Source organism: Desulforudis sp. DRI-14, assembly GCF_052618305.1.
Genome location: NZ_JBQXEZ010000001.1, coordinates 98,362 through 117,320, shown reverse-complemented (window position 1 = coordinate 117,320; position 18,959 = coordinate 98,362). Strand labels below are relative to the sequence as shown.

Here is an 18,959-nt window from a genome sequence, read left to right as displayed (position 1 = left end):
GCTACTGCCGCAGGGGTAACATATATGAACACCAAACGGGAGTATTGCATATTGATGTAACGTATAGTAACATCAGTCATAGAGGAGGGATGGAGAAGATGTTCAGGCCACCGACTTATGCTGAGATCGGTGAGAGAATTCGTGCGTTACGGGAACAGCATGGCTTGACTCAGGATGAACTAGCGCGGGCTATTGACGTCTCTAGGCCCGTGGTTACCAAAATTGAGGCCGGGAAAAAGGCCTTGAGCAGTTTGGAATTGCGGCGGATCGCTGACCGGTTGGGGACGTCCACTGATTACCTTACTCGTAACGTGGAAGAGGGAAACATGCTCGGGCGCTTTCGCACGGGCGCAGAGACCGGCGGAGAAGAACTCAAGGACTGCCTGCCCGAAATCGAGAGGTTGGTGGTGGAGGTTCTGGGGCAGATCCGTATGTGGAGGAAGAACCGGAATGGCTGTTAGTCCTACTCTTCGGAAGCGCATCGAACGGAAAGCCAGTGAGCAGGCGGCTCAGTACCGTCGGGAGCTTGGACTGGGCATTGAACCGGTGGCCGATATATTTGACCTATTGGAACGGCAGGGACTGATCGTCCTGCGTTATCCCGTCACGGCCAAGGGCCTTTCCGCCTTCATTGCCCGTGACGAGGATGACTATGTAGTCTTCATCAATACGGAGATGACCCTGGGAAGGCAGATCTTCTCCGCTGCACACGAGCTTGGGCACTACCGCATGGATCGGGCAAGCCTGACGCTGAACATCTGCACGCCCGGGGACTTCCCTGATAGCGATCCGGTGGAGCTGGCCGCGGACTGCTTTGCCGGGGCCTTCCTAATGCCGCCGGAGGGCATCCGCAAGGTCTTTCGGGAGCGGTTTGGTGATAATGCCGTTGTAACCCCGCGCGAAGTGATCGTTCTGCAGCACACCTTCCGGGTCAGCTATGCCGCCATGACCGTAGCCCTGCGCACTGCCGGGTTGATCACTCACCCGCAATATAAGAGATTGCGGGAGTATGGCTCGCCGGAAAATGCCGCGCTGCTGAAATCCCTGGTGTATCGTTACGGATACACGGACGAGTTAATCAGTCCGACGGGAGCCCAGATCCCCAGGGTCTTTCTCCAGGCGTTGAATGCCAATTACGAAGATGGTAGGCTGAGCTATAAGAAGCTTAAGGAATTGCTTGGCATGTGGCAGAAAACACCCGAGGAGATGGGTTTCCAGTTTGCGGCGGATTACTAGGGTCAGTGTACCAAAGGCGGTCAGTGACGCCGATGTCCTGATCAAGCTTTGCCGCGCAGGGCACCTAAATCTTCTTTTTCGAACCATAGACAGGGTGTATGTACCTGCCTATGTTTTTTCCGAGGCCCGGTACGTGTTGGCACGCCATGCTTGCCGCCCGTTGCTTGACCAAGCCGGCAAGGATGGCCTCTTTACCGTGGTTGATACCGTGCAGGGGGATGGTTTAACCCCCGATCAGCGACAAGGGATGGCGATCACCCGGCAGTCGTTCAGGTTTATGTTGGATCCCGGCGAGCTAGAGGCACTGGCCCTGGCCGTCGAGTTCGGGATCCCATATATTCTGAGCGATGACCGGGCCGCACGGCGGACCATCGAGGAACACTCCGACGTGCGAGTCCTCCGACACCCAGACCTTTTGTACATCTGCCAATACAACGCAGAAGCCTATTGCAAAGATATAAAGCGAATTTTTCGGGACATACAGGCTGGAGAGAGCCACCGCCTCGGCGGGTCTTTTCAAGATATCATGCGCCGGTCACGAGAACGCGTGAAAGAGCTGGGGCTTCGTAAATAGTCATTAGTTATCTAGTAGTTGGGGTGAGAATGTGACTGACCATCAGCGCCTTAAGGACCAGGGATTGGATGCCTTTGAAGGATTTCTGGGTATTAGGGATCTCCGTGCCTCGGCCCTTGGAGAGGTCCCGGAAGTGGAACGACGGATGCTGACGGAGTTTAAGCAGCGCCACGGTCGATTGCCGTTTGCGAACCTCAGGAGTTGAGATTGCCGAGGGGCTGGAGAAGCTGCTGAGAGAGATGGAGGCTGTCTCATGAACGAGCACACTGATTTTCAGACTCCGTTACGGAGCATGCAAAGGGGTGGTTAGATGAGCTACGCTAATGAGGTACGCGACTATTGCGGGAAGCATATTGTTGAGCCTGCCCGTGCCCGTGGCCAGAAAGAAGTTGTGATTCGGGCGGGTGACGTGCACAGAGCGATGGGCTTTCAGAACCGTCTTCCGCTCGTTTGCTCCGCGCTTGGTGCCCGAGTGTTTGAAGAGGACTATAGGGTGCGCCGCAAGTCGGTCGAGGGGCCGCTGAACGGCTCAAACACCATCTTCACGTTCACAATCCTGAAATGAACTCTATCCAGGGCAAGCGCCCGATAGCAGAAAAGGTCCAGCAGTTGGGGTGCACGACCGATACGTTAGGCGATATTGGAGGGCGTATCCTACTAGCGGATGAGTTGATGAGGCTTCCCCAAGTATCAGGGTGTCCACCAAACCGGGTCAGTCCGGACTAGTAACGGGAGGTGGTCAGTCGTTTCGAATTGCACGTAATACCAAGCGCACGTTTGCCGGGTTCTCTCCAATTCTACGAATGGTGTAAGGCCACCATTCAGTGCCGAAGGGCAGGTAAACCCTGACGTTGTGCCCTTCGTCAACCAACTGCCTTTGAAGCGACGGCCTAACGCCATAGAGCATCTCGAATTCGTACGAATCCTTGCCCCATCCGTTCTCATGCAGCAGGGGGCGAATTGCGTTTATCATCCGGTCATCGTGGGTGCCGAAAATAGGATAGACGCATTTGGCTTTAGCTTCCGGGGAAAGGAGAAGTTGGGTAGATTGCAGGGCTTTACCTCCAAAAGATCACATTAGCAACAAACCCCACTCGCGACTAGTACGGGTGGGTTTCTTTCTGGCAAGAGGTGCCAGGCACTCCAGTTATTAAGTTATCGTCTTGTCCGTAAGTCGAAAATGGCATTGGCAGTGGGACCGATGTTCTCTCCGATTCCCTTCAGCGTATAATTCTGTTCCAATGCGGCCTCGATAGCAGGAGGTTCTTCCAAACTTAAGCAAAACTTGATAACTTAAGTGCCTGGCACCTTGCTCGTTGCTCCTGTGTGATAACTTAAGTGCCTGGCACCTTGCTCCTGTGCCTGGCACCTTGCTCCTGGGCACCTTGCTCCTGCACCTTGCTCCTGTGGCACCTTGCTCCTGTGCCTGGCACCTTGCTCCTGCATCACGGTCCTGGAAGCGATGGCTTGCGGGTTGGCGGGGATGGTTGTCTGGGGATGCCACCGGGACAGCGAGGAACTTGCTGGGGACTACCTGACCAGGCGGGCGGCGGACCCATCATACACGTTTCGGAGATACCTGCGCGATCTTGGCGGGGCTATCGAGGAGTAGGCGCAATCAATGCCGCTGATTGGCATCCTGCCGCCAAAGCCAATAACTTAGTAATTCAGGTGTCTGGCACCCATCTTTCATTTGTGAGGGGACGGGTGTGATCAACTAATACCCACGGGCCTTATTGAACGCCTGCCAGAACGGATCGACCACGGGATGCTCTAACCTTGCCTCCCTTCCTCTGTCGATAATAACCATCCCTTTCTCCGGCGCGGTTAGTTGACCTACCACGGAGGAAGCGATCTCTTTGCGCGCTAAGGCATCGACAATCGCCTGGGCCGCATGTTCCCGGCAGGCGATGATCAATGTGCCTTCGCTGATGGACACGTAGGGATCGATGCCAAAACAATCACAGATCTCCATTGCCGCCGGTTCAACCACGATACGTTCTTTCTCCACCCGCAATCCCAAACCTGCGGCTTGGGCTAGTTCGTACAAACCGCCTATAACGCCACATTCAGTCGCATCATGCATAGCGCTGACCCCGTTGTCTCGGACTCCAACCGATACTGCGGTGAGAGCATCCTCGACCACCGACATCTTGAAGAAGAGATCCAAGGCTGCATCTTCTAAATCGCGGCCGCATTTCTCCGCTACGATTTCGGGAAAGACAGTACCTAGGATGCCTGCCGCCTCAATGGCCGGACCCTTGGTAACGATAATCAGATCTCCGGCCCTCGCCAGCTTCGGTGTAACGTACTCGTCCTTGCCTCCGATACCGATCACGGTTGCCCCGCCGACCATCGGGTAGTGACATCCTTCATAGCGGCCGGTATGGCCGGCGATGATGGAAATGCCGAGCTTTACGCATTCACGGTGGATGGTGTTCCAAAGAATGGCCAGTTCATCTTCGCCGATCTCCAACGGCAGGTTGAGGTCGATAGACAGAAAGCTTGGCCTCAACCCGCAGGTTACGGCATCCGATACAAGAATGTGCACGGCAAACCAGGCTGCCTTCCCCCATCCGAAAGCCGGCACCACAAAAACCGGGTCGGTAGTCAGAGACACCGCGCGGTCGCCGATCTCGATAATCCCTGTGTCGACACCGCTCTGAGGCCCTACAAGAACATTTGTGGCGGGGGCTCCCAGACGCGGATAGATTAGTTCATTGAACACATCCGGTGAGATCTTTCCTGTAGCGGGTAGTTTAAGCATTCCGGGCATCCCCCCTGTTTGTCTCGCAAGTACTACGGATGCTCTGCAATTGAGCCGTTACGGGACCGAGATACTTGGCTAATATTACCAAAATGATAAAGTTAGTTGGATTATAATTAATTCCGCCATTAAACGTCAAGACAAAATGGGGAGAGTTACAGATCCTTGACGGCGCCTGCCATACCCAGTATAATCTCCAGTAATCTGATAGTCATAGTCATATTTACCGCTAGAAATAAGGAGACAGATGTTCGGAAAGTGATTGATGAGTGATCTCACCCGTTTAACGGTCGCTAAAGGAAGGTAGGGAGGTGACGGAGATGTCGGGGATGGCGGGCGGATTGATCTATGCAAATGCTGCGGGGAAGCAGTCTTTCTTGTTCACAGCGACCTAATACAGGTATGCCCGTATTGCCTTGCTCCGGAATACCGCGGCGGCCTCGAAGCTGCGGGCTCGGAGTAGAAGGAGGTATAACCTCTGAAAGAACTGATCGACGAGATTTTAGAATTACGAAAGGAAAGAAACGCCCTTATCTTGGCCCATAACTATCAGCGTCCGGAGATTCAGGATATCGCCGACTTTGTTGGTGATTCATTGGAATTGAGCGTTAAGGCAGCTGAAACGAAGGCTGAGGTTCTTGTATTTTGTGGTGTTCACTTCATGGCGGAGACAGCGGCCATTCTCTCTCCCGAGAAGAAGGTCCTTCTGCCGGATATTGACGCGGGATGCCCTATGGCGGACATGGTTGACGTCGAGGAACTGCGCAGGATGAAAAACGAGCAGCCTGATATGGCTGTTATCTGTTATGTCAACACCAGTGCCGAGGTTAAGGGAGAGTCGGATGCCTGCTGTACGTCGGCAAACGCTGTTAAGGTCGTTCAAAATACAAAGGCCCGCAAGATTCTGTTTGTTCCCGACCGGCACCTTGGGGCTTACGTCAGCGAGGTAACCGGGAAGGAACTTCTTCTTTGGCCGGGTTTTTGCCCTACGCACGCCAGGATCAAACCGGAGGACATTCTGAAGTCGAGAACCGAATATCCAGGAGCGCACGTCGTCGTCCATCCCGAATGCAGCCGGGAGGTAAGATCTCTGGCTGATGCAGTCCTAGGTACCGGTGGTATCATCAGATACGCCAGGGAACGGGATTTCAGTGCTCTGATTGTCGGAACCGAAACGGGGATCCTTTATCGCTTGAGGAAAGAAAACCCCCGCAAAACCTTTGTGGCGGCGTCGGCAAAAGCGGTTTGTCCCAACATGAAGCGGACTACCTTGGAAAAGGTCCTTGAAAGCTTACGGACACTCGCGCCGGAAGTCAGCGTAAGCGAGGAGATCCGGTCGAGAGCAAGGACCTCTTTGGATCGCATGTTGGCCCTGGGCCGTAACTAAATCAACCAAATATCCTCTACTCGTGGTGTGGAACTAATGGACCTGTTCCGTAGCACCAAGGGTAAACATTGCTGATGCTATCATAGTTTGACAATCGCTATCTTGTCCATAAAAACGGCCCGGATTGTACATGCTAGGAGTACTCATCTCTAGTTGATGAAAGCCCTTGGCGTGTAACAGCACATGATCAACATTATGAGTTTCAGGACACGCAGCAGGTAATGGCGAGCATGATGCAAGACATGCGGATACCGGTGGCGATGGCTAAGGTCGTATCGGATCCGAAGTCCCGAAAAGCGATAGTCAACATGATGGCTAAGCCGGAAACGAGGACGACTATCCACGAAATAGGCAAGGACCCAGGTTGCACTCGATACTGGTGGATGCTGTACAATAATTTAGAAAAAAGAACCAAGTTGGTCCAAGAGGGGCGTAGGCAATGGCTGAACAGATCACCGCCGGGGGTAAACCTAAAAGCATTACTTTTCAGACAAGCGGCGAGACTCCGGACAACCGGCGCAAGGTTACCATCGGTATCAAGGGCATGACCTGCGCCAGTTGCGCCGCGCGCATCGGTAAGATTCTCAGTAACATCGACGGCGTCCACGAGGCAGCTGTTAACTTCGCCACCGAAAAGGCAACAGTAGTCTATAATCCCGCACACGTCCGCTTTGGTGAGATTATCGAGCGCATCAAAGACCTGGGCTATGAAGTAAAGACGCAGCGGCTGGAAGTGGCCGTAACGGGTATGACCTGCGCAAGCTGCGCGGCGCGGGTGGAAAGGCGCCTGCGGTCCCTGGACGGCGTCGTAGATGCGGTCGTGAACCTTGCCACCGAGAGGTCGGCCGTCGAATTCCTGCCCGAAACGGTCAGCACTGCGGAGATTAAGCAGGCCATCGTGGACCTCGGTTACGGTGTGCAGGACCTCGCCGAAGAATCTTACACCAGGGTCGAGAAAGAGGAACGTGCCACCGAAATCGTCCGGCAGCGCAGTTTATTCTTCCTGGCGGCTCTGGCCACCCTCCCGCTCCTCTACGTCATGGCCTCTGATCTCGGCCTGGTGCCCCACATAGGGATATTGATGAGCAAGAACGTCCAGTTTGTCTTCGGCAGCATCGTCCAGTTCGGCCCCGGTTTCCAGTTCTACCGCCGGGCCTACCTGAACCTGCGCCACGGCACGGCAAACATGGACGTGCTGATCGCGCTGGGCACTTCGGCCGCCTACTTGTACAGCGTGGCCAATACTTTTGTTCTCACCGGCTTCGTATACTACGAAACGGCGGCAGTGATCATCACCCTGGTGATCCTGGGCCGCCTGCTCGAAGCGCTCGCCAAGGGGCGTACTTCCGAGGCGATTAAGAAGCTGATCGCCTTACGCCCCAAGACCGCCCGCGTACTGCGCGATGGCCGTGAGGTGGACATTCCGGTCGAGGAAGTGGCCGTCGGCGACCTCATCATCGTCCGCCCGGGAGAAAGTATTCCCGTGGACGGGATCATCCGCGAAGGGTCCTCTACGGTGGACGAGTCCATGTTGACCGGGGAAAGCTTGCCCCGGGACAAAAACATCGGTGACGAGGTGGTTGGCGCAACCATCAACCGCCACGGGAGCTTTACCTTTGAAGCTACCAGGGTCGGCAAGGACACCGCGCTGGCCAAAATCATCCGTATCGTGGAGGAAGCGCAGGGATCGAAGGCCCCGATCCAGCGCCTGGCCGATGTTGTCTCCTCATACTTTGTCCCGGCCGTGGTGGTGATCGCCGTTGTCACTTTCGCGGGCTGGTTTTTTGCGACCGGTGAGTTTCAGGCCGCGCTGCTGAATATGACCGCCGTTCTGGTGATCGCCTGCCCCTGTGCGCTGGGGCTGGCCACCCCGACGGCGATTATGGTTGGTACGGGGCGAGGGGCCGAAAACGGTGTCCTGATAAAGGGGGGCGAGCACCTGGAAAAGGCCCACCAGCTGGATACCATCGTCCTGGACAAGACCGGAACGATTACCAAAGGCGAACCTTCGGTGACCGATATCGTTCCACTCGCCGACACCGGCCGGGCCCACGTCCTGCGGCTGGCCGCCGCGGCGGAAAGACGCTCGGAGCACCCACTCGCCCAGGCCGTCGTGAAGGCGGCGGAGAACGAGGGCCTGGCCGTCCCTGAGCCGGAGAGCTTTGAAGCCATTCCCGGCTACGGCATCAGGACTGCCGTCGAGGGCCAGGCGGTTCTTATCGGGAATGTCAAACTCATGCGCGACGGCGGGGTTGACCTGGTTCAAGTTAAGGACAGGCTGGAGGAACTTGAGGGCCAGGGGAAGACGGTCGTGGTTGTCGCTCAAAACGGCCGGGCCATCGGTATTATAGCCATCGCCGATACGGTCAAGGAGTATTCTGCCGAGGCCATCAAGCGCCTGCGGGCCATGGGCCTGCAGGTTGTCATGATCACCGGCGACAACCGGCGTACCGCCCGGGCTATCGCCGACCAGGTCGGGATCGACCGGGTTCTTGCCGAGGTCCTGCCGGAAGACAAGGCCCGTGAGGTGCAGAAACTGAGGGACGAAGGGGCCGTTGTCGGCATGGTCGGGGATGGCATCAACGATGCGCCCGCGCTGGCCACGGCCGACGTCGGCATCGCCATCGGCACGGGAACGGACGTCGCGGTGGAAACGGGCGACATAGTCCTCATGCGCGGAGACCTGCGCGGGATTGTGGCCGCCATCTGCTTGAGCCGCCAGACGATCCGCAAGATCAGGCAGAACCTGTTCTGGGCGTTGATCTACAACACCCTGGGCATTCCCCTGGCGGCCCTGGGGCTGCTGAACCCGATCATCGCCGCCGGGGCGATGGCGTTCAGTTCGGTCTCGGTGGTAAGCAATTCGCTGCTGCTCAAGAGGTTTAATCCCTATCCCGCACGGTAGGAAAAACAAAACTAGGGGGGTCCGGCATGGCCATAGAACGCAAGGGCCTGTTGAAAAAATGGGGGCTGTTCAAAAACGAGCATGGCGCCGAAGGCGAAGCCGGCCAGCGCGGAGCGTACTGGGTGATACGTGGGCACTGGGCGGCGAGCATGACAAAGCCAGGCGAAGTTTTTCAACAGCCCCGTAAGGACGGGGTTTACACGCGGGCCGGTAACCGCTGGCTGTGGATCCTGTTGGTTACCGCTGCCGTATTGACCGTGCTTATTGTTTTATGGTGGACGCAGTCCCGGTCACCGCGCGCATTCCCTAAAATCACGGCAACATCTCCCGCCATCATTTCCCCGGGCTATGGCTGCATAGCGTATGTCTCTCCGGTCGGCGGCCCCGCAGCATCCACAGGGGAAAGGCCATTATAGCCCACCATGGCTGTGATTCTTAGCGTACGCGCCTTCCGAGGTCGCGGTCGCCGGCAGCTTCTGAACAAGAAGGGGGTTGCCGCGCTTGATTCGGCAAGAAGTGGTTATTGATGCCAGCGAAAGTCTTTTGATAGGTCTCTTGTATTGAATTGCCCAACAGTGACTGAAATAGGTGATGAAAGTCCCCAGGCGGCCTGAGATGAATACCTTGTTATCCGCGCCGGCATAATAAGACTGTTTGAAACTTTTCTACAAGGAGGGTATGCGGGTGGCTAACAAGCAAGAGATCCAGCAGTGCATCCAGGCTTGCACCCAGGTGGCCAACCAGCTTCGTTCATCGGCCAACGGGGTCAACAATGCCGGGATCAGGGACATGCTGACCCAGGGAGCTCACCATGTCGAGCTATGTATCCGCCAGTGTGAGAGCGCGATGATGATGCCTTAACGCAAGGAGGAATATTCCAGTGGCAGTTGGGAACAACATTCAACAGTGCATCCAGGCCTGCCAGCAAACCGCCGGCAAGCTGCGTAGCATGGCCCAGGCGGAACCCAACCCGCAGGTCAAGACTAAGTTAACCGAGGCTGCCCACCATTTGGACCTCTGTATTGCCGAATGTCAGTATTCGGTGCAGCAGATGCAGGGCGGGGCTATTTAACCACAATCACCTTTTCCCAGATATATCGGAATCCATAAAGAAGGAGTATGTAGTTGCTGCCGCAGGTGCGGGTTGGGGGGATGTTGCAGTGGCGCCGCCTTTCATGTACGGCTTTATCGTCGGCAGCCTCAGTGCAATAACTTTTGAAACACAGGTGGCATAGAAGAGTACCTTATCCTTGAGGCGCCAGACTCGGGGCGCTAGGGCGCGAAGGGGGCAGAAGCTAAATAATAAATCTGTGCATTTTTACCGCAGATGCGGGAGACAAAGTAAGGCGCGTCGACATTTTACGCTAAACAGACATAGAACTTCGTACAAGCACGAAGTTCTATGCTACAGAAGATCTAGTACTAAGGAAGGATTTTCCTGCAGCACCCTAACCGCAGCAGCCGCCTCTTCCCCCGCGCTGTTTCGGCCTGAAGGTATTGCAGCAGGTTCCATCCGAGGTTTCGACCTTTTTATCGCCGCTGGAACGTACCTCGATGCCGTCAGCATGACATTCGAAATTGTGGTTGTAGTGGCATTCCTCGCACATGCATTTCATGACTTTGGACATATGGCGTACACATCCTTCTGTTAAGCCTCATCACCAGTATTTTACCCGTAACAACGAGACATATTCGGCCCTGTCAACGCTTGATGAGCTAATTCATGAGTCGGCTAAGTTATGAAGAAGATGAACGGCGGACTGCCATGCCGTGGGACCTGAGGACGGCAGCCAAGGGGCGGCCGAAGATGAACAGTTCAAATTCCCTGCGTAGCCCCAGCTCAGATATCGCATAGGAACGTACAGCCTCGTCCTTCGCGACGAACTCGGCCAGCTCCCTCAGGATTCGCGGCCGGTCCGCTTCCCCGGACAGGCCGGCGAGGAGCGCCTGCACTTCCTGATGCGGACATTCTTGCTCGTGCCTGTCGATCAGCTTCACGATCGGGTCGCCGGGATTTATGATATCGGTCCGCGCAATCGTGTTTTCGCCGATGACGGCTTCAAGCACGCGGGTGTCCCAGCATTTCAGGAGGCGGCATTCCAAGAAGCGGTGTTCGTAAATCGTGCAGACCGAGGCTTTTTCATCAAAAAAGCAACAGGACCACTCCGGTCCTTTACCCCGCACCTTGACGAGCTCCCGGTCGGCGGGTCTTAACATGCCGACGGCAGGGTCGAATACCAGCTCTCCCTTCCGGATCGTCATTAGGTGCCGGTGTCCAGCGTATCCGTGCAGAAGGATCTGCTTATCCTCGTGGTGCAGGACGGGACCGCCTTTGCGGCAGCAGGTGCCGCAGCGTATGCAGCTTGTCCGGTGCGCTTTCCGCATTTTTTGCCTCCTCCCGTCAGGGGAATGGCGGCCGGGGCTACTAAGATTCTAGCACAACGGCCGCCCTTATGCTTCAAAGCTGGAGACAGACGGAACTTTTTCCTTAGGGAACGGCGCCCGGTAGAAGCCGGGCGATCCGGTAGTTTTCGCGATGCCGGCGCTTGCCGGACGGTCGAAGTATTCTTATATAGTAGTGATAAGATCAAGACGCACGGCCGGACTCAGGTGCTTCGTTCGGCAGATGGTTCCGGCTTGTTGCCCTTGATTCGCCTGCCGGCGGCATTGGGGGAGCTTGCATGAACCGGCGCCGGGGCCCCCGGGTTGCGTCCGTCCATCCTGAGTTCCCACGACGAAAGGCACTTGCATTTTGGCGGCAGGTGTTGAATAATAGTTGTATCATGCAACTATGGCGAAGGGGGTGTAGCGCTTGGATAACAGAGATCTTGAGAACATAAGGGAGATGTTTCAAATGATCGTCAGGCGGTTCGGCCTGCTGCAAAGGGAAGGCGCGCAGTGCTGCGGGATCTCTCTGGCGCACAGTCACATCCTCTATGAGATCAACAAGAGTCCCGGCATTACCGTAAATGAACTGGCGGCCGTACTGGGTTTGGATAAGAGCACCACCAGCCGCCACGTTCAGGCCCTGACAGGAGAAGGGCTGGTTGAGGGCAGGCCTTCCGAAGAGGACCGCCGCTACCTGAATCTGGTGCTAACGGAAAAGGGCCGGGAGCTGCAGAGTCGGATCGCTGTCCAGATGGCCGGGTTTATCCGTGAAATCCTAGAGTTCATCCCTCAGGACAAAAGGGATGAGGTTGTCCGAAGCATCGGGCTTCTTTCTAAGGCGATGCACCAAAGTACGCTATCTGCTAGTTCCTCGCTCGGCTGCTGTACTCTCTGATGGGCGGATATCCGTTCTTCGTTAGCACCGTCTATGGAGGATGAAGATAACTGGCTCGTTGGTTAATCTCCAAATCAACGGCTGCCAAGCCTCTGAGTTCTTGTTAAACGCATTTGAAAGCCGGGGTGCCGGCGAAAAGGAGGAGTAAGGATGACTGATAACGCACGGACCGGCCCCGGTTTCCGGGTCCGCAGGGCCGTACCGCGTGACGCGGAAGCCATCAGCGTGATTTACAACCAGGGCATCGAGGACCGCATCGCCACGCTGGAGACCGAACCCAAGACCGCGGAAGAGGTCGGCGCATGGCTGGCGCGGGAAAGCCGGTACGCCGTCCTGGTGGCCGAAACGGCCGGCGAGGTCGTAGGGTGGGCTGCCCTGAACCCCTATGCTCACCGGTGAGCCTACGCCGGGGTCGCTGACCTCTCCGTCTATGTCAGGCGGGATTACCGGGGCCGCAGCGTGGGAACGGCGCTCTTGGAAGCGCTTGAGGCGGAAGCGGAGCGCAACGGCTTTGACAAGATTGTCCTGTTCACTTTTCCGTTCAACGAAGCGGGCCAGCGATTGTACAGAAAGCGGGGTTTTAGAGAAGTCGGCGTCTTCAGGGCCCAGGGCAAGCTTGACGGCCGCCTTGTAGATGTGATGGCCATGGAAAAGCTGCTGCGACCGTCCTGAAGTCCCCGGAGACTTCGTGCGGTTCCATGATACGTCTCCGGGAACTCATCGAGCGGCTGGCTCAGGATGCTTGACTGCGCCGGTCTGCTGTGGAGATCAGGCGGCAGATGAACTGGATTACGCTGCGGCTGGCGGGATACAGGTTTGCGCAGGTAAACGATGTTGTTTTACCTGTCAGCTAAATAGTGTAGAAATACGGCTAATGACAGGTTAAAGTGGATAGTAGTTGGCAGAGGAAGGATAACCGGCACGGTCTGTACCGTATGCGGAGTGGAAAGACCGTGCCTAACCCAGGTAAAACCCGTGCGATAGACTGCTGACCGAAGCAAGCCTTTCGGCAGGAGGAGATAACCGCAATGAACACCCTAAGCAAGAGCGCGCAAAAGATGCAGGCCGTATTAGACCGGTACGGGCTGGAGTTAACCGTCATCGAATTTGCGGAATCAACGCGGACTTCGAAAGAAGCAGCGGAGGCAATCGGCTGTGAGGTCGGTCAAATAGCCAAATCGCTGATTTTCCGAGGCAAAAACACCGGTAAGCCTGTTTGTGTAATTGCGAGCGGCGCCAACCGTGTCAATGAGAAAAAGCTTGCGGCATATGTGGGGGAGAAAATCGAAAAAGCAGACGCCGCGTTCGTTCTCGAGCACACGGGATTTGCCGTCGGCGGCGTTCCGCCCGTGGGACACGTAAGCGATATGCGACCTTTTATTGATGAGGATTTGATGAAGTACCCGGAAATCTGGTCGGCGGCCGGTACCCCTCACGCCGTGTTTAAACTTACCCCCGACGATTTGGTGAGGATAACGCAGGGGAAAGTCGTACTCATTAAATAATTTAAACTTTTAAGGTTTGACCCCATTCTCTAACGATCCTTAAAGTAATAAAGAGTGCTTGAAGAAAAGATAAGTGAGAAAGCGATATTTGAAGACGTCTGACATAGCCAGAGCTGCAGGGGTACAAACTTAGTGAAATTGAGTGAAGACGCCACTCTTGCAGGAAGCAAGACGATTAATAGACATCGTGTTATGCTTTTAAGACCTGACCTCATTTACAAGCCGGGACGAGAGGCGGTATGATGGTTATGATTGGAATATATTGGTTGAGAGGAGGTAGATAGCCGGTGAACCAACCCGACGGGAGCAGGGTCCCCCAGATCATCGTTTTGGCGGCTATCCTGGGCATCAGCTTCATTATCTGTACCCTGATCTTCACCAACGCCTTCGTCGAGGTCAGGTCGACCTCGACGATAACGGTGACCGGCGCGGCGGAAAAGCAGCTAAAATCGGATCTCATCGTTTGGACCGCGAGCTTCAGCAGGCGCTCGGCCCAGTTGTCCGAAGCCTATGCGGCGCTGCAGAACGACCTGAAAGAGGTCAAGGATTATCTCAAGGCCAAGGGTGTGCAAGAGAGTGAGATTACCATTATGCCGATTTCGATGACCACGTTCTACGCCGTTGACCAGCACGGCCGCGAGACGAACGAAGTTAGGGGATACGGCTTGTGGCAGTCGGTGGAAGTGAGATCGACCAAGGTTGACGAGATTGCCGCCCTGTCTAGGGAGGCAAGCGAGCTGATCAACAAAGGCATCGACTTCCAGTCGAATCCGCCGCAGTATTTTTACACCAAGCTCAACGAGCTGAAGGTTGAAATGCTGGCCGAGGCCACCGCCAACGCCAGGAAGCGCGCGGAACAAATTGCCGAGCACGGAGGCGGCAGGATCGGCCCCATCCGTTCGGCCAAGATGGGGGTATTTCAAATCAAGCCGATCAATTCGGTGGAGGTCTCGGACTACGGCATTAACGACACCTCGTCTCTTGAAAAAACCATCACCGCGGTAGTGAACGCCGAGTTCTATATCAAACAGTAGTTGATCGGCGCGCGAAAGTATACCGAAACGAAACCCCGCCTGCAGCCAGGCGGGGTTTCGTTTCGGTAACGGGCAAGTGTCGTCAAGCCTGACTCCGTATGGGAAAACAACTGACAAGAGCAGTCCGTCGACCGGTAAAAAGCTAAGCCCATACTTGAAGATGTCAGGTCCTAAAATTTGGTGTCGCAGCAGGAACTTTGTTTTGAGCATTTAAACAAAAAGAAAAAAATGAAGAGTCAAAAAACGTCTTTGTCTACCCGATAAATACATGTAACCCGATGGATTTTAGGTGGATCTTAAAGCCCCCCCGGGAGATGAGATGGTGGAAGACGGTCCTCAAAGTCTGAAATCCTTTGGATTCCGGTCCATCCGCTGGCGATTTATCGTTCTGATCACTCTGGCCGTCGTGATCGGCCTTATCGCTACAGTCTTCGGGACAACGAAGCATATTCGCAATGAAGCCGAGCAGGCCGCGGTGGAGAAGGCCAAAAGCGACCTGCAGCTTGGAGAGGCTCTTCTGGACAGCCGCTTCCCCGGCCCCTGGGCGATCCGCGACGGTCAGCTCTACAAAGGCGAGACCCTGATGAACGGCAATTTCGACATTGTTGACGAAATCGCCCGGCTGACGGGTGATACGTGCACGATCTTTCAGGGAGATACGCGGGTGGCCACCAATGTCATAAGAGACGGGAAGCGCGCCGTGGGCACAAAGGTATCGGACGAGGTGGCCCGGGTCGTCCTGCAAGAGGGCCGGGTCTTCTCCGGCGAGGCCAACGTGGTGGGGGTCAAGTACCAGACGGCCTACAAACCGATCAGGGACGAGAGCGGTAAAATCATCGGCATTTGGTATGTGGGGGCCAACAAGCTCTTCGTCGACAAGATGGTCGGCAACGCCGTGCAGAACGTTTTCTTTACTTTCGGCTCGATTTGGCTGGTGATCATTGGCATCATCTGGTGGCTGACCAATTCCCTGACCCGCCCGATCAACGAGCTGGTCGTGGCGGCCAACCGCTTGGCGCACGGCGACCTGGACACGGAGATAGCGGTGCAAACCCGCGACGAAGTCGGCTACCTGGCTCGTTCCTTCGAACGAATGCGCGGTGAATTGCGACAGCAGTACGGAGACCTGCACAGGGCCAACGAGCTGTTGCGGGAGTCCGAGCGGCGGTTCCGCGAGATGCTCGAGGAAGTCAAGCTCATTGCCGTGATCCTGGACAAGGACGGCAACATCACCTTTTGTAACGATTTCCTCTTGAAGCTTACCGGGTGGGAGCGGGAGGAAGTGCTCGGGCGGAACTGGTTTGACATCTTCGTCCCGGAGGACAAGCGCGAAAAAGCTAAGAAGAACCTGGAGACCGTCGTCAGCATACACGGTCCCAAAGAAATTCAAACGCGCAGCGGTCAACGGCGGCTGATCTTCTGGAACAACACCTTCTTGCGCGACGTCGACGGGAACATCATCGGGTCGGCCAGAATCGGCGAGGACATCACCGACCGGGTACGCGCAGAGGATGACCTGCGGACCGCGCACCAGCAGCTCCTGGACATTATCGAATTCCTTCCCGATCCGACCTTTGTGATCGACTGCGACCGGAAGGTGATCGCCTGGAACCGGGCGATGGTCGAAATGTCGGGGGTAGCCAAGGAGGACATCATCGGGAAGGGTGACTACGCCTATGCGGTACCGTTTTACGGGTGTCCCCGCCCCAGCCTTATCGACGCCGTCTTTTCCGACCGCGACCCCGCCCTGCTGGAAGAGAACATCGTGGCGAAGGACACGACGCTTTACGTCGAGACCTACGTTCCCTCCGCCTTCCAGGGTAAGGGCGCTTTCCTCTGGGCGTCGGCGTCGCCGCTCTACGACAGCAATGGGAACATCGTCGGCGCCATCCAGACCTTCCGCGACATCACCGATCGCAAGCGGATCGAGGAGAGGCTCCAGTACCTGGCCACCCACGACTCCCTGACGAACATCCCGAACAGGTATGCCCTCGGCGAAAACCTGAAGCGGGCCGTCGCACGGGCCAAGCGGAACAAGACGAGCGCCCTCCTGTTTATCGACCTCGACAACTTCAAGATTGTTAACGACACCCTCGGTCACGCCGCCGGCGACGAGCTGCTGATGAAGCTGGCCGGGATCTTTAAGGACAACCTGCGCGAGGGGGACTTCCTGGCCAGGCTGGGCGGCGACGAGTTCGCGGTGCTGCTCGAGGATACGGACGCTGAAGGAGCCAGAAACGCGGCCGAGAAACTGCGCCGGGCGGTGGAAGAGGAGGACCTCAACATTCACCGGTCCTGTTTTAACCTGAGCACCAGTATCGGTATCGCCATGATCGACGGGACCTTAAACGCGCAAAAGCTTCTTTCTTATGCCGATACCGCCATGTACGCCGCGAAGGAAGGCCGCAACAGGGTTGTATTCATTCAGCCGGATGAGGAAGCCACAGCCAGGGTTTCCGAGACCAATCAGATGTTGGAGCTGATAAGGCAGGGTTTAAAGGAAAACCATTTTGTGCTGGATTTCCAGCCCGTGGTCGGGCTGGCCGACGGCCAAACCATGCATTACGAGGTCCTGGTGAGATTGCGGGGCGAAAATGGAAAACTAGTCTACCCCAACCGGTTCATCCCCGTCGCCGAGCGCTTCGGCCTGATGCCCCAGATCGACCGCTGGGTTGTTCAAACCGCCCTCGGGACGATGAAAAACCGCGCCGATCTCAATCTTTTCATTAATCTTTCCGCGGTGAGCCTGGGGGATGAAACCATGCTGGACTTTATTACCGATCACATCAGCGGCTGCGGAATCAATCCCTTCCGGATCGGCTTCGAGATCACGGAAACGGCGGCCGTAAAAGACATGATCCTGGCCGAGCGCTGGATCCGCAGGCTGAAAGGTCTGGGTTGCCGTTTCGCTCTCGATGACTTCGGCGTCGGCTTTTCGTCCTTCTCCTACCTGCGTATTCTACCGATCGATTACCTTAAGATCGACGGTTCCTACGTCCGCGATCTCGACGCGGACCCGACGCACCGTGCCCTGGTGCATGCTATGAACAGCGTCGCGCATACCCTTGGCAAAAAGACCGTGGCGGAGTCTGTGGAGAACGAAAACGTGATGAAGATCCTGCAGGAATTGAAAGTGGACTGCGGTCAAGGGTATTTCCTCGGCAAGCCGTCTCCCTTACCGGGGGTTCGGGGCGCGTTCAACCATAGTACTTAAAGTGCTTTCCCTTTGTGTCCTCTGCCGGGGTCGTCAGCGATCGTTGGCGATCAGTGGAGTTTGAAACGGTGTCGAAAGGGCTTGCGATATCATAAAGATTTAGGGGTTGTAACGCCAGCGCGTAACGGGTTATAAAGGGTTAATAAGACGGCTTGCGTATCAGGGCTGGCCCGGAGGCTGAATTTTTGAACCCCAAAGCGAGGCGCGAAAACGTGAAGTTCTGGCGCGCGCGGGATCTCGGCGATCTCGAACTGCTGCGCGCCTCTTACGTTACGCACTCCTTCTCGCCGCACATCCACGAGGGCTACGCCGTCGGGGTCATCGAGCGGGGAGTCGAGGTGTTCGAGTACCGCCGCGCGACGCACGCCGCCGTCAGCGGCAGCGTCGTCGTCATCAACCCGGGCGAGGTGCATACGGGCCGCAGGGGCAGTGACGAGGGTTGGACGTACCGGATGCTCTACCCTGACGTCGCCCTGCTACAGGACGCCGCTGGCGAAGTCGCGGGACGTTTTGCGGACGTACCCTTCTTCCCGGAACCGGTCGTACAGGACCGGTATCTTGCCGAGCTCATCCTGGAACTGCACAAGGCGCTGGAACAACCGGCCTCCAAGATCGAGAGGGAGTCGCGTCTTCTCCTCGCCTTCGCCCAACTCATCGGGAGGCACGCCGACAGCCGTCCCGTGCAAAAGCCCGTAGGCCGGGAAAAGCTTGCCGTAAGGCGGGTGCGGGACTACCTGGAAACACGCTACAGCGAAAATGTCTCAATCAAGGAACTCGCCGCCGCTGCAAACCTCAGCCCTTTTCACCTCATCCGCGTATTCCGCAACGAAACGGGGCTTCCTCCCCACGCCTACCTGAATCAGGTGCGCGTGGCCCGCGCGAAAAAGCTTTTGTCTTCGGGCTTCTCTATCGCGGACACCGCCTGCCGGACCGGCTTTGCGGACCAGAGCCACCTCACGAAGCACTTCAAGCGCATCACGGGTTGCACGCCGGGGCAATACCTTAAAGACAGCAAAAACGTACAATACTGAGCGGTTCAGCATGCCTTAAGCTG

The 18,959-nt window shown here is 56.3% G+C and carries 21 protein-coding genes and 1 pseudogene; 18 read left to right on the top strand and 4 right to left on the bottom strand.

The features are described from left to right. Positions 1-98 precede the first annotated feature (98 nt). From ACUM6F_RS00630 to ACUM6F_RS00610, 5 genes are all read left to right on the top strand, one after another. Positions 99-461, top strand: a complete 363-nt coding sequence (locus ACUM6F_RS00630; protein ID WP_445348060.1) for a helix-turn-helix domain-containing protein — start codon at positions 99-101, stop codon at positions 459-461. Further along, entirely contained in the window at positions 451-1,236 is a 786-nt protein-coding gene (locus ACUM6F_RS00625; RefSeq protein WP_445348059.1) for an ImmA/IrrE family metallo-endopeptidase, read from the top strand. Before ACUM6F_RS00630 ends, ACUM6F_RS00625 begins: the two co-directional genes overlap by 11 nt. After that, positions 1,178-1,810, top strand: a complete 633-nt coding sequence (locus ACUM6F_RS00620; protein WP_479684208.1) for a PIN domain-containing protein — start codon at positions 1,178-1,180, stop codon at positions 1,808-1,810. Before ACUM6F_RS00625 ends, ACUM6F_RS00620 begins: the two co-directional genes overlap by 59 nt. 31 nt (positions 1,811-1,841) lie before the next feature. Beyond that, positions 1,842-2,015, top strand: a complete 174-nt coding sequence (locus tag ACUM6F_RS00615; protein ID WP_445348057.1) for a hypothetical protein — start codon at positions 1,842-1,844, stop codon at positions 2,013-2,015. A gap of 105 nt (positions 2,016-2,120) precedes the next feature. After that, positions 2,121-2,375 (top strand): hypothetical protein, encoded by a 255-nt coding sequence (locus ACUM6F_RS00610; RefSeq protein ID WP_445348056.1) that lies wholly within the window; start codon positions 2,121-2,123, stop codon positions 2,373-2,375. Between the two features lie 174 nt (positions 2,376-2,549). On the opposite strand, the gene ACUM6F_RS00605 is transcribed toward ACUM6F_RS00610, so the two are convergent. After that, a complete protein-coding gene (locus ACUM6F_RS00605; protein WP_445348222.1) occupies positions 2,550-2,864 on the bottom strand; it encodes a proline dehydrogenase family protein in 315 nt (104 codons plus the stop codon). Positions 2,865-3,224: 360 nt separating this feature from the next. Here ACUM6F_RS00605 and ACUM6F_RS00600 point away from each other — a divergent pair, with 360 nt between their 5' ends. Further along, complete coding sequence (locus tag ACUM6F_RS00600; RefSeq protein ID WP_445348055.1) at positions 3,225-3,422, top strand: hypothetical protein; 198 nt, start codon at positions 3,225-3,227, stop codon at positions 3,420-3,422. A gap of 105 nt (positions 3,423-3,527) precedes the next feature. Here ACUM6F_RS00600 and ACUM6F_RS00595 read toward each other — a convergent pair whose 3' ends face one another. Then, complete coding sequence (locus ACUM6F_RS00595) at positions 3,528-4,577, bottom strand: AIR synthase family protein (RefSeq protein ID WP_425620272.1); 1,050 nt, start codon at positions 4,575-4,577, stop codon at positions 3,528-3,530. 478 nt (positions 4,578-5,055) lie between these two features. Here ACUM6F_RS00595 and nadA point away from each other — a divergent pair, with 478 nt between their 5' ends. The 5 genes from nadA (at position 5,056) to ACUM6F_RS00570 (ending at position 9,941) form a co-directional block, all read left to right on the top strand. Then, complete coding sequence (nadA, locus tag ACUM6F_RS00590; protein ID WP_445348221.1) at positions 5,056-5,964, top strand: quinolinate synthase NadA; 909 nt, start codon at positions 5,056-5,058, stop codon at positions 5,962-5,964. Positions 5,965-6,403: 439 nt separating this feature from the next. Continuing rightward, positions 6,404-8,869 (top strand): heavy metal translocating P-type ATPase, encoded by a 2,466-nt coding sequence (locus ACUM6F_RS00585; protein WP_445348054.1) that lies wholly within the window; start codon positions 6,404-6,406, stop codon positions 8,867-8,869. 26 nt (positions 8,870-8,895) lie between these two features. Beyond that, positions 8,896-9,285, top strand: coding sequence for a hypothetical protein (locus ACUM6F_RS00580; protein WP_445348053.1), 390 nt, complete (start codon positions 8,896-8,898; stop codon positions 9,283-9,285). 268 nt (positions 9,286-9,553) lie between these two features. Beyond that, entirely contained in the window at positions 9,554-9,730 is a 177-nt protein-coding gene (locus tag ACUM6F_RS00575) for a hypothetical protein (protein WP_445348052.1), read from the top strand. 19 nt (positions 9,731-9,749) lie between these two features. Continuing rightward, the gene (locus ACUM6F_RS00570) at positions 9,750-9,941 is read left to right on the top strand and encodes a hypothetical protein (RefSeq protein ID WP_445348051.1); all 192 of its coding nucleotides are present in this window, start codon (positions 9,750-9,752) and stop codon (positions 9,939-9,941) included. A gap of 376 nt (positions 9,942-10,317) precedes the next feature. Here ACUM6F_RS00570 and ACUM6F_RS00565 read toward each other — a convergent pair whose 3' ends face one another. Continuing rightward, a complete protein-coding gene (locus tag ACUM6F_RS00565) occupies positions 10,318-10,497 on the bottom strand; it encodes a DUF1540 domain-containing protein (RefSeq protein ID WP_445348050.1) in 180 nt (59 codons plus the stop codon). A 109-nt stretch (positions 10,498-10,606) separates the two neighbouring features. Further along, positions 10,607-11,254 carry a YkgJ family cysteine cluster protein gene (locus ACUM6F_RS00560; RefSeq protein WP_445348049.1) on the bottom strand — a complete coding sequence of 216 codons (648 nt, stop codon included), beginning with the start codon at positions 11,252-11,254 and terminating at the stop codon, positions 10,607-10,609. 427 nt (positions 11,255-11,681) lie between these two features. Between ACUM6F_RS00560 and ACUM6F_RS00555 the strand changes: the two genes are divergently transcribed. The 7 genes and pseudogenes from ACUM6F_RS00555 (at position 11,682) to ACUM6F_RS00525 (ending at position 18,936) form a co-directional block, all read left to right on the top strand. Next, positions 11,682-12,152 (top strand): MarR family winged helix-turn-helix transcriptional regulator, encoded by a 471-nt coding sequence (locus ACUM6F_RS00555; RefSeq protein WP_445348048.1) that lies wholly within the window; start codon positions 11,682-11,684, stop codon positions 12,150-12,152. A gap of 150 nt (positions 12,153-12,302) precedes the next feature. Further along, positions 12,303-12,551, top strand: a complete 249-nt coding sequence (locus ACUM6F_RS00550) for a GNAT family N-acetyltransferase (protein ID WP_426377608.1) — start codon at positions 12,303-12,305, stop codon at positions 12,549-12,551. Between the two features lie 21 nt (positions 12,552-12,572). Further along, a pseudogene (locus ACUM6F_RS00545) lies at positions 12,573-12,824 on the top strand (N-acetyltransferase family protein); the annotation flags it as partial. 356 nt (positions 12,825-13,180) lie between these two features. Next, a complete protein-coding gene (locus tag ACUM6F_RS00540; RefSeq protein WP_425620268.1) occupies positions 13,181-13,657 on the top strand; it encodes a YbaK/EbsC family protein in 477 nt (158 codons plus the stop codon). Between the two features lie 287 nt (positions 13,658-13,944). Continuing rightward, the gene (locus tag ACUM6F_RS00535; protein ID WP_425620267.1) at positions 13,945-14,691 is read left to right on the top strand and encodes an SIMPL domain-containing protein; all 747 of its coding nucleotides are present in this window, start codon (positions 13,945-13,947) and stop codon (positions 14,689-14,691) included. Positions 14,692-14,980: 289 nt separating this feature from the next. After that, complete coding sequence (locus tag ACUM6F_RS00530; RefSeq protein ID WP_445348047.1) at positions 14,981-17,905, top strand: EAL domain-containing protein; 2,925 nt, start codon at positions 14,981-14,983, stop codon at positions 17,903-17,905. Positions 17,906-18,090: 185 nt separating this feature from the next. Then, positions 18,091-18,936, top strand: a complete 846-nt coding sequence (locus tag ACUM6F_RS00525) for an AraC family ligand binding domain-containing protein (protein ID WP_445348046.1) — start codon at positions 18,091-18,093, stop codon at positions 18,934-18,936. Positions 18,937-18,959: the final 23 nt, after the last annotated feature.

Coding starts and splice junctions, on each gene's coding strand:
- ACUM6F_RS00595 (WP_425620272.1), bottom strand. CDS start 4,577: ATGCTTAAACTACCCGCTACAGGAAAGATCTCACCGGATGTGTTCAAT.
- ACUM6F_RS00585 (WP_445348054.1), top strand. CDS start 6,404: ATGGCTGAACAGATCACCGCCGGGGGTAAACCTAAAAGCATTACTTTT.
- ACUM6F_RS00540 (WP_425620268.1), top strand. CDS start 13,181: ATGAACACCCTAAGCAAGAGCGCGCAAAAGATGCAGGCCGTATTAGAC.
- ACUM6F_RS00625 (WP_445348059.1), top strand. CDS start 451: ATGGCTGTTAGTCCTACTCTTCGGAAGCGCATCGAACGGAAAGCCAGT.
- ACUM6F_RS00550 (WP_426377608.1), top strand. CDS start 12,303: ATGACTGATAACGCACGGACCGGCCCCGGTTTCCGGGTCCGCAGGGCC.
- ACUM6F_RS00610 (WP_445348056.1), top strand. CDS start 2,121: ATGAGCTACGCTAATGAGGTACGCGACTATTGCGGGAAGCATATTGTT.
- ACUM6F_RS00630 (WP_445348060.1), top strand. CDS start 99: ATGTTCAGGCCACCGACTTATGCTGAGATCGGTGAGAGAATTCGTGCG.
- ACUM6F_RS00560 (WP_445348049.1), bottom strand. CDS start 11,254: ATGCGGAAAGCGCACCGGACAAGCTGCATACGCTGCGGCACCTGCTGC.
- ACUM6F_RS00565 (WP_445348050.1), bottom strand. CDS start 10,497: ATGTCCAAAGTCATGAAATGCATGTGCGAGGAATGCCACTACAACCAC.
- ACUM6F_RS00580 (WP_445348053.1), top strand. CDS start 8,896: ATGGCCATAGAACGCAAGGGCCTGTTGAAAAAATGGGGGCTGTTCAAA.